This is a genomic window from Azohydromonas lata (genome assembly GCF_034427735.1).
Lineage (GTDB): Bacteria > Pseudomonadota > Gammaproteobacteria > Burkholderiales > Burkholderiaceae_C > Azohydromonas > Azohydromonas lata.
In genome coordinates, this window is record NZ_JAXOJX010000126.1 from 1 (window position 1) to 10,859 (window position 10,859).

A 10,859-nucleotide genomic window follows, 5' to 3' on the forward strand; every position below is an offset into this window, starting at 1 on the left:
GGCCCGCGGCGTCCAGCGCCAGCTCCAGCGAGGCCTCGCGCAGCGCGATCTGGTCGGCCAGCCCCATGCCGTAGGCGCTGAGCACGCCGGCAAAGGGGTGGGCGAGGATGCGCGTCATGCCCAGCGCATCGGCCACCAGGCAGGCGGCCTGGCCGCCCGCGCCGCCGAAGCACTGCAGCGTGTAGGCCGTCACGTCGTAGCCCCGCGCCACCGAAATGCGCTTGATGGCGTTGGCCATGGCGCCCACGGCAATCTGCAGCGCGCCCGCGGCGGCCTCCTCGGCCGTGACCGGCTTGCCCGCGGCCTCGGACATGGCCTGCGCCATCTCCGTGAAGCGCTGCTCCACCACGGCGCGGTCCAGCGGCTGGCTGGCCGTAGGGCCGAAGACGTGCGGGAAGAAGTCCGGCTGGATGCGGCCCAGCAGGACGTTGGCGTCCGTCGTGGCCAGCGGGCCGCCGCGGCGGTAGCTGGCCGGGCCGGGGTTGGCGCCGGCGGACTCCGGGCCCACGCGCAGCCGCGCGCCGTCGAAGCGGATCACGGAGCCCCCGCCCGCCGCCACGGTGTGGATGCTCATCATGGGCGCGCGCATGCGCACGCCGGCCACCTCGGTGTCGAAGGCGCGCTCGAACTCGCCCGCGAAGTGCGACACGTCGGTGCTGGTGCCGCCCATGTCGAAGCCGATCACCTTGCCGTGCCCGGCCGCCAGCGCCGTGCGCACCATGCCCACGATGCCGCCTGCGGGGCCGGAGAGGATGGCGTCCTTGCCCTGGAAGCGGCGGGCCTCGGTGAGGCCGCCGGAGCTCTGCATGAAGAACAGGCGCACCCCCGGCATCTGCGACGCCACCTGCTCCACGTAGCGGCGCAGGATGGGCGACAGGTAGGCGTCCACCACCGTGGTGTCCCCGCGCGGCACGTATTTCATGAGCGGGCTGACCTCGTGCGAGACCGACACCTGCGTGAAGCCGATGTGCCGCGCCAGCGCCTTGGCCGCCAGCTCGTGCGCCGTGGCCCGATACCCGTGCAGGAAGACGATGGCGCAGGCGCGCAGCCCGGCGTCGAAGGCTTGCTGGAGCTGCGCGCGCAGCGCGGCCTCGTCCAGCGGCGTGACCACCTGGCCCTGCGCGTCCACGCGCTCCTCGGCCTCGATGACGCGCTCGTACAGCAGCTCCGGCAGCACGACGTGGCGGTCAAAGAGGCGCGGCCGCGCCTGGGTGGCGATGCGCAGCGCGTCGCGAAAGCCCCGCGTGGTCACCAGCAGCGTGCGGTCGCCCTTGCGCTCCAGCAGCGCGTTGGTGGCCACGGTGGTGCCCATCTTCACGCACTCCACGCGCTCGGCCGTGATGGTCTGGCCGGGCTGCAGGCCCAGCAGGCGGCGTATGCCCTCGACCGCGGCGTCGCGGTACTGCTCGGGGTTCTCGGACAGGAGCTTGAGCGTGTGCAGCGTGCCGTCGGGGGCGCGGCCCACCAGGTCCGTGAAGGTGCCGCCGCGGTCTATCCAGAACTGCCAGCGGTCGGGGGTGTGCTTGTTTTCCATGGAAGGGCTCATGAAGGTGGAGGCCTGGGAAGGCGTGGAGGCGGGCGTGGGGACAGGCGAGGGGGCGGCTGTGGCGCGCCGCGTCATGGCGCCGCGTCCGCATCGGCGGACAGCTCGCGCCCGCGGGTCTCGGGCAACACCAGCGCGGCGACGATCACCACCGCGTAGCAGGCCGCGCCCACCCAGCCGATGGTCTGGCCCAGCGGGTGGCTGCTGCTGAGCTCGCCGATCAGCGCCGGGCAGGCGGCGCCGATGGCGCGGCCGAAGTTGTAGGTGAACCCCTGGCCGGAGCCGCGCACGTCGCTGGGGAACAGCTCCGACAGGAAGGCGCCCATGCCGGAAAAGATGCCGGAGAGGAAGAAGCCCAGCGGGAAACCCAGCAGCAGCATCAGCGAGTCCGTCACCGGGATCTGCGTGTAGCTCAGCACCAGCACGATGCCCATGGCCGCGAACAGCATGAAGCAGCGCCGGCGGCCGATGGCGTCGGACAGCCACGCGCTGGTGAGGTAGCCCGCGAAGGAGCCGCCGATGAGCACCAGCAGGTACGTGGAGGTGCCCAGCACCGAGAGATGGCGCTCGGTCTTGAGGAAGGTGGGCAGCCAGGTGGTGACGGAGTAATAGGCGCCCTGCATGCCCGCGGCCAGCAGGCTGGCCAGCACGGTGGTGCGCAGCAGCGAGGGGTGGAAGATGCGCAGGAAGTTGCTCTTCTGGCCCGTCTCGCGCAGGCGCGCCTGGGCCGCGACGTAGACCGCCGGCTCCTTGACGTTGCGGCGCACGTACAGCGTGAGCAGCGCGGGCAGGATGCCTATCCAGAACAGCACCTTCCAGGCGGTTTCCGGCGGCAGCACCGAGTACATGCCCCAGAAGGCCAGGGCCGACGCGGCCCAGCCCACGGCCCAGCTGCTTTGCACCAGGCCCACGGCGCGGCCGCGGTGGCGCGCGGCGATGGTCTCGGCGATCAGCACCGAGCCCACGGCCCACTCGCCGCCCATGCCGAAGCCCTGCATGGCGCGGGTGAAGAACAGCTGCTCCGGCGAGGTGGTGAAGCCGCTGAGGAAGGTGAACGCGGCGAACCACAGCACCGTCCACTGCAGCACGCGCACGCGGCCATGGCGGTCGGCCAGCACGCCCGCGAGCCAGCCGCCCACGGCCGAGGTCAGCAGCGCGCCGGTGGCGATGTAGCCCGCCTGCGCCTTGCTCATGCTCCACGCGGCGATCAGCGTGGGGATGAGGAAGGTGTAGATCATGTAGTCGAAGCCATCGACCGCGTAGCCGGCAAAGGCGGCCGTGAGCGTGCGCCGCTCGGCGGGGCTGGTGTGCTGGAGCCAGAGGCCTTTGTCGGCGTTGGCGGCAGCGGGGGAGGGCGGCTGCTGGGCGGCGGCGTGGCCGGCCAGGTGCTCGGAAGGGGAAGTGTTCATCTCAGGCCCTGTCGAGTTCGCGGTTGAGACGGTCCGTGACCAGCATGTGGCCCGGGGCGTGGGTGATGCAGAAGGCCGGGCGGGCCGCGGCGATGGCGGCCTGCGGCGTCACGCCGCAGGCCCAGAACACGGGCAGCTCGCCGGGGGCGACGTCCACCGCGTCGCCGTAGTCGGGGCGGGCGAGGTCGCGGATGCCGATCAGCGCGGGGTCGCCCAGGTGCACGGGCGCGCCGTGCACGGCCGGCGTGCGCGAGGTGATCTGCACGGCGCGTATGGCGTCGGCCGCCTTGAGCGGGCGCATGGACACGACCAGGGGCCCGTGGAAGGGGCCGGCGGCGCGCGTGGCGACGTTGGTGCGGTACATGGCCACGTTGCGGCCCTGCTGCACGTGGCGCAGCGGCAGGCCATCGGCCAGCAGCGCGTGCTCGAAGGAGAAGGAGCACCCGAGGACGAAGCTCACCAGGTCGCCGCGCCAGATCTCGCGCAGGTCGGTGGGCTCATCGACCAGCTCGCCGTGGCGCCAGACTCGGTAGCGCGGCACGTCGCTGCGCAGGTCCAGGTCGGCGCCCAGCTCCGGCAGCCGGAAGTCGCCCGGCTCCGACACCGCCAGCAGCGGGCACGGCTTGGGGTTGCGCTGGCAAAAGCGCAGGAAGTCATTGGCCAGGTCCGCCGGCAGGATGGCGACGTTGCCCTGCACGTACTCGGCGGCCAGGCCGCTGGTGTGCGTGGCCAGGCGCCCGCTGCGCGCGGCCAGGCGCACGTCCAGGCCGCTGGAGGTGGCCGAGAGATTCGAAGCCGCGGCGTGGGCTTCGAGGCTGTTGGGGAATCGGGTGCTGCTGCTCATCGGTCTCCTCCGTAAGGCGGCTGCCTTGGGCCGCTGCTGTGGCGATGGGGCGGATTCTGGAAATTGCGCTCCAACGCATCCAACGAGAAATTTCTGAGTGGAGTCATCGAAATTTCTTGTGAACGAGGGCGGTGCACCCCCCAGCGGGGCGACAGCGCGGACGCGGCGCGGGCAAACCACAAGGGCTGCAAAGGGCCGCGGAGAGACGAAAAAAAGCCCGCGCTGGCGGGCTTTCGGCGGCACCTGGGCGGTGCGCGGCGCGGCGGCGTCAGGCCGCGGGCGGGTTGCGGGCCAGGTAGTCCAGGGCGGAGGCCAGCACCGATTCCGTGAGCGTGGAGGTGGGGTCTTCGCGGTAGCTGGCGTGTATGGGCAGCGGGGCGAGCTGGAACTCGGTGGCGAGCTGGCGCAGCGGGACGCGGCGGGCCAGTTGCGCGGCGGCGGCCTGGGGCAGCGTGGCGATGCCGAAGCCCCCTTCCACGAGCTGCACCATGGCCGAGATGGAGGAGATGGCGTGCATGCGCGGCAGCGGCACGCCGTGCTGCTGGAACAGCTCCAGCACGGACTGGTGGGGCTGCGAGCCGCGCTGGAAGGTCAGCAGCTCGATGCAGGAGAGGTCCAGCAGGCTGTAGCGCGCGCGGGTGTGGTGCTGGGCGTGGCCGGCGAAGACCATGGGCATGGGCGGCAGGGCGCGGGTGCGCACCGAGGCGTCCATGGCCGGCAGCGCGGCGAAGACGAGGTCCTGCGCGCCGCGGCGCACCTGGTCGGTCAGCACGGGCGAGGTTTCCACCGTGAGCTCCAGCTCGAACTCCGGCTGCGAGGCGCGCATCTCCTGCAGCCAGCTCGTGAGCCAGGTGTGGACGACCGATTCGATGGCCCCGATGCGCAGCGCCATGGGCCGCCCAACGCTGCTGCCCATTTCCTCCTTCACCTGGCGCTGCACCTCCAGCAGCCGCTGCGCCAGCACGTGGAAGCGCTGCCCCGCCACGGTGAGGCGGAACTGCTTGTCGCGCCGGTCCACCAGCACCACGCCCAGCTCCTCCTCCAGCGCCGCGATGCGCGCCGACAGCGCCGACTGCGTGATGTGCAGCTTCTCGGCCGCGCGCGTCACGCTCTTGAGCGAGACGGCCCAATGGAAGGCTTCGACGAAACGCAGGTTCACGGCCTCACCCCAACTGCTTCCACAGCTTCTTCATTTCCTTGGCCACGCGGTGCGACTCGGCGTGCACGTACTGCGAGGTGGTGGTGAGGCTGGCGTGGCCCAGCAGCGCGCCCACCACGTCCAGCGGCACGCCGGCGGCCACGGCCGTGCTGGCGCTGGTGTGGCGCAGCCAGTGCGCCGAGGCCAGGCGCAGCCGCTGCGCGCCCAGCTTGTCCCTGGCTTCCAGGCGCTGCGCCACGCGCTCGAAGAGGCGCTGCAGATCGTGGTGGATGGTTTGCGGCCGCACCCCGTCGCCCCGCGCCACGGGCGTGCCGTCGGCCAGCGTCGTCATCGTCTGCACGGTGCCCGTGGCGTCCACCACGTCCATGCGCCCGGCGCTGGGCAGCTTCACGAACAGGTCGTCCACCTTGCCTATGAGGTAAGTACCTGGCGGCACGTCCTCCAGCGCGGCGGGCAGGCCGCGCGCGGCCAGGTACTCGCCCAGGGCCTGCACCAGGTCGTCCGGCAGCGGCACCTCGCGGTACTTGTTGCGCTTGCCCACCACATGCAGCACCCAGCCGCCGTCGCCCTGCTGGGAGGGGGGAATCCACTCCAGGTGGTCGCGCCGCGCGGCGGCCAGCTCCGAGATGCGCAGCCCCGTGCTCACCAGGATGCGCAGCACCAGCGCCGTGCGGCGGTGCCGCCCGCCGGGCTCCAGCTCGCGCAGCTCCTCCAGCACCGCCTGCAGCGCCGGCGTGGGCAGCGTGCGCGCCAGCACGCGGTTGCGCTTGGCGCGGTCGTGCTCCAGCCCGGTGGTGTCGGCCGCCGTGGTGGAGGCCGCCACGGCGCGCGTGGCCGCGCGCACGCGCACGCCGGCAAAGGGGTTCACGGTGGTGTAGCCGGTGGAGATCAGCCACTCGAACAGCCCGTGCAGGATCACCAGCGACTGCGTCTGCGACGAGGCTTTCAGCGGCCCCGCGAACGGCCGCCACAGCGGCGCGAAGCGCGGCACGCCCTTGGAGCCTATCCACTGCGAGGCGGGCTGCGGGTCGGCCAGGAAGTCGCGGTAGGCCTGCGCGTCGTCCAGCGTGAGCGAGGTGAGCGCTTTTTTCCGCTGCAGCACGCACCACAGCAGCAGCCGCTCGGCCTCGCGGCGGTAAGAGGCTTGCGTCAGCGCCGAGGACTTGGTGGACAGCCAGGTGTGCACCGCGTCGTAGTCGTTGCGCGCGGCGATGGCGCAGCGCTCCAGCGGCGCGCGGAACGTGCCCGCCTCGCCGCTGAGCTCGCCGGGCACGTGCAGCCGCTCCAGCGGCACCACGGCCAGCTCGCGGCGCACGGCGCCCGCGGTGCCGGCCGCCGTCCCTGCCGCGGCCAGGGCGGCAGTCAAGGCTTGCGCCCCGCCGCCCGCGCGCGCCGCCACCTGCGGCGGCGCGCTGACGGGGCCGAGGTGGGCTTCTATGAAACGGCGCATGCGCTGGCCCTTGCCCTCGCCTATGCCGGGAATGCCGTTCCACCAGCGCCGCGGCACCGAGCGCATGCGGTCCACCAGTTGCGCCACGGTGAAGAGGTCGGCGCGGTGCAGCCGCTCAGCGATGCCGGGGGCGAACCAGGCCGCCAGCGCGGAGGCCGGGGTGAGGTCTTCGCCGAGCACGCCTTCGAGCTCGGTGATGAGCTGCAACTGGCGCTCCACCAGGCGCGCGCGCCGCCGCGCGGCGCGGCGGGCGGCCTCGGCGCCGGGCGCGCGGCCGTATTCGGCTTCATAGAGCGCCAGCAGCTCCTGCTGGGAGTGGAAGTCGGGGTCGAAGCGCTGCGCGAACTCTTCCAGCGAGGGCACGTCTGCGGGCTGGCGTATGAGCGCCGCCTGCCGCGCCAGGGTGGCGGCGCCCTGCAGCCCGGCGCGGCGTGCCGCGGCGGCCAGCTCGTCCAGCGTGCGCTGCAGCCGGTGGCGCGCCACGCGCAGGTCCGTGCTGTCCTCGCCGTCCATGCCGGCCAGGTAGCGCTGGGCGAGCACGCGCAAGTCCAGCCCCTGCAACCAGCCGCGCGCCATGGCCAAGTGGGCGCGGGTGAGGCGGTCGCGCAGCAAGGAGGTGGGAACGCTCATGGGCAGGCGGCCGCTTGGCTGAAGTTTTGGTTAGCCAAGATTATGAATGCTTATCTGCAATGGCATTTTTTGGCCACTGGTGATTCAAGCCGCTTTTGAAGAAAGCAGCCTGAGCCAGGCTTCCTTTCAGAGGCTAAGTTGATGTGAAAAGTGTGTCTGAAGTAAAAAATGCTTGACAATTGATGTTTAGGTTTTGTGGTGCATCGCCTGTCCGAGGCGGCATTCAGCATGTCAAGCAGCGGCCCGCGATCCTCAGCGGCCTCCCACTTTCAAATTCAAACGCTTATGTCCTCTTACGTCTTCACCGAGATTGCCAACGGCACGCTGGAAGGATTCGACCCCCAGGCGGATCAACTGGTCCTGCCGACGGGGTGCACCGCTGCCTCGCTTTCCATTGAAGCGGCGGGCGGCGACACGCTGCTGTCTTTCGGCGGCGACGTGGTGAGGCTGGCCGGCATACAGCCTGCCGACCTCAGCGGCAATCCTCTGATGTTTGAAGATGGATCGTTCTTCTGGCAGGGCGATGCGGACGCCAACTGGCAGTACGGCTCGTATGGCAGTGACCAGATGGACGGCGGTGACGGGGACGACGCCCTGTATGACTACGGTTACGGCAGCGACGTGCTGCGCGGCGGCTCGGGTAACGACACCCTGAACGGCGGGCAGGGCGACGACACGCTGGACGGCGGTGCCGGCAACGACCGTCTCAACGGTACGTGGGGGAACAACGTCTACCTGTTTGGCTACGGCGATGGCCAGGACACCATCACCTATGACGGGTCCGGATACGGATACAACAACCCGCTCACCAGGCTGCAGTTCAAGCCGGGCGTGGCGGCGGCGGACGTCACCGTAAGCCGCGAAGGAAACTCGCTGGTGTTGCAGTTGGCGGGCAGCGAAGACCGAGTCACGGTCGAAAACTTCCTGTTCGGCGAGGACAGCTCCAACGGCTACAACCCGGTTCGCGAGATCCGCTTCGATGACGGTACCGCCTGGAGCCTGGCAGACATGGAAGCCAAGCTGTTCGTCGAGCCCACGCCGCAGGCCGACACCATCACCGGCTCCACTGGTGCCGACCAGATCGATGCGCTGGATGGAGCGGATTGGGTGTCCGGCCGCGCCGGGAACGACACGCTGGAGGGCAACGGCGGCAACGACACGCTGCTGGGCGGCGCGGACGACGATGTGCTCGACGGCGGCACGGGCAACGACAGCCTCTCCGGCGACGACGGCAACGACACCCTGGACGGCGGCGCCGGCAACGACACGCTGCGGGGCGGCGATGGCGACGATGTGGTGCTCTTCGGCCGCGGCGACGGGCAGGATGTACTGCCCATGCAGGAGTGGTGGAGGGCCGATCTCAACACGCTGCAGTTCAAGCCGGGCGTGACGCCCGCCGACGTGCTGCTCAGCCGCGACGGCAGCTCGCTGGTGATCCGCCTGGCCGACAGCACGGAGCGCATCGAGGTGCAGGGCTTCCTCTACAACAGCGACGCCACCAGCGGGGCCAACCCGCTGCAGCGCATCGTGTTCGACGACGGCACGATCTGGAATCTCGCCGACATCGAGGCCAAGGTGCTCCCGCCGTTCACCGAGGGCTCCGACTTCATGGACCTGACCAGCGGCGCGGACAACGTGGACGCGTTGGGCGGTGACGACTGGGTGGCCGCCCACGGCGGCAACGACACCGTCAACGGCGGCGCGGGCAATGACACCCTGCTGGGCGACGACGGCAACGATCTCCTGCTCGGCGGCTCCGGTGCCGACCAGCTCCTGGGCGGCACCGGCAACGACACCCTGGACGGCGGCGCGGGCAACGACACCGTCAAGGGCCATGCGGGCAACAACGTCTACCTGTTCGGCTTCGGAGACGGCCAGGACACCATCACCAACACCGACTACTGGAGCTGGGAGGCGGACAGGCTCAACACGCTGCAGATGAAGGCCGGCGTGGGTGTGAGCGACGTGTCGCTGGGCCGCGATGGCGATGCGCTGGTGATCCGCCTGGCGGACAGCGGCGACAGCGTCACCATCCAGAACTTCCTGACCAACGACGACACGGGCAACACGTACAACCCCGTGCAGCAGATCGCGTTTGCCGACGGGACGATCTGGAGCCTTGCGGACATCGAGGCTCGCCTGGTGGTGCCGCCGAGCGCGGGTGCCGACTCTCTCTCCGGTACCCAGGATGCTGACGAGATCGACGCACTGGACGGCGCGGACGTCGTGTACGGCCGCGCGGGCGACGACACGATTCATGGCGGCGGCGGCCAGGACACGCTCCATGGCGGCAGCGGCAACGACATGCTGGACGGCGGCGCCGACGGCGACAGCCTGCTGGGCGAGGACGGCGACGACCTCCTGCAAGGCGGCGATGGCGACGACCAGCTCGACGGCGGCAACGGCAACGACACGCTGGACGGCGGCAGCGGCAACGACACCGTTTTGGGAGGCTACGGCGAGGACCTCATCCTTTTCGGCCACGGCGACGGCCAGGACACCATCACCTCCGACAGCTGGTGGTACGGGTGGGGACAGGGCAACACCCTGCAATTCAAGGCGGGCGTGACGGCTGACGAGGTGGTGCTCAGCCGTGACGGCAGCGCGCTGGTGGTCAGCCTCTTGAACAGCGGCGACCGCATCACGGTGCAAGGCTTCCTGTACGACAACTATCTGTCCAGCACCGGCAATGTCCTGCAGCGCATCGTGTTCGATGATGGCCTGACGTGGAGCGTGGACGACATCGTGGCCCGCATGTTCACCGGCACCGAAAGCGCCGACGTGCTCGTCGGCACCAACGATGACAACAGCCTGCACGGACTGGGCGGCGCTGATTCCATCGATGGTGGCTGGGGCAACGACGTGCTGGCCGGCGGCGCGGGCAACGACAGCCTCCTAGGCGCCCAAGGTGACGACACGCTCGAAGGCGGCGCGGGCAATGACGTCATCGACGGTGGCGTCGGCGACGACACCTACGTGTTCGGTTTCGGCGATGGACAGGACACGATTGCCTCGGCCGATAACGGCTACTGGTGGGCGCCGGCCCAGAGCAATACGCTGCAGCTCAAGGAAGGGGTGGCGGCTGAAGACTTGATGTTCAGCCGCGATGGCGACACGCTGGTGATTCGCCTGGCAGGCGGCGGCGACAGCATCACGGTGCAGAGCTTCTTCTACGGGGACAACCCCGCCAACAGCTTCAATCCGCTGCAGTTCGTCCGCTTCGCCGACGGCTCGTGGTTGAGCGCCGGCGACATCGCCGCCTCAATGGTGCAACTGGACGTCACCGAAGACGACGACACCGTGATCGGCACGACCGGCGACGACACCATAGACGCCCTGGGTGGCGCGGATGCAGTCTATGGCGGCGCGGGCGACGACTCGCTGTCCGGCGGCGCGGGCAACGACACGCTTCATGGCGGCGCAGGGCTCGACACGTTGCTGGGCGGCAGCGGCGACGACACCTACGTGGTGGACAACGACGGCGACGTCGTCGTGGAAGACGCGGACGCGGGCGTGGACACCGTGCGCTCCAGCCTCTCCTGGACGCTGGGCGACAACGTCGAAAACCTGGAGCTCACGGGCACAAACTACATCAGCGGCACGGGCAACGAGCTGGCCAACGTCATCACCGGCAGTGCCGGTGACAACCACATAGACGGCCAGTGGGGTGACGACTCGCTGCTGGGCGGCGAGGGCGACGACACGCTGGAGGGCGGCTTCGGCAACGACACGCTGCTGGGCGGCGCGGGCAACGACCAGCTCAGCGAAGACCAGGGTTCCAATGTGCTCGACGGTGGCGAGGGCAACGATTGGCTGCACGTGAA

6 protein-coding genes are annotated in these 10,859 nt (G+C 70.2%); 1 reads left to right on the forward strand and 5 read right to left on the reverse strand.

Annotation, left to right across the window (positions count from 1 at the left end; translation table 11 throughout):
- The 5 genes from SM757_RS33840 to SM757_RS33860 form a co-directional block, all read right to left on the reverse strand.
- The coding region (locus tag SM757_RS33840; protein WP_322468696.1) for a hydantoinase/oxoprolinase family protein at positions 1-1,534 on the reverse strand (1,534 nt) is incomplete at its 3' end.
- Positions 1,535-1,617: 83 nt separating this feature from the next.
- On the reverse strand, positions 1,618-2,952 hold the full coding sequence (locus tag SM757_RS33845) for an MFS transporter (protein WP_322468697.1): 1,335 nt from the start codon (positions 2,950-2,952) through the stop codon (positions 1,618-1,620).
- Between the two features lies 1 nt (position 2,953).
- Positions 2,954-3,796 carry a putative hydro-lyase gene (locus tag SM757_RS33850; RefSeq protein ID WP_322468698.1) on the reverse strand — a complete coding sequence of 281 codons (843 nt, stop codon included), beginning with the start codon at positions 3,794-3,796 and terminating at the stop codon, positions 2,954-2,956.
- Positions 3,797-4,064: 268 nt separating this feature from the next.
- Positions 4,065-4,955: a LysR family transcriptional regulator gene (locus SM757_RS33855; RefSeq protein ID WP_322468699.1), complete on the reverse strand. Its 891-nt coding sequence runs from the start codon at positions 4,953-4,955 to the stop codon at positions 4,065-4,067.
- A 4-nt stretch (positions 4,956-4,959) separates the two neighbouring features.
- Complete coding sequence (locus SM757_RS33860) at positions 4,960-7,035, reverse strand: tyrosine-type recombinase/integrase (protein WP_066342307.1); 2,076 nt, start codon at positions 7,033-7,035, stop codon at positions 4,960-4,962.
- A 285-nt stretch (positions 7,036-7,320) separates the two neighbouring features.
- Here SM757_RS33860 and SM757_RS33865 point away from each other — a divergent pair.
- On the forward strand, positions 7,321-10,859 hold a 3,539-nt coding region (locus tag SM757_RS33865; protein WP_322468700.1), incomplete at its 3' end, for a calcium-binding protein.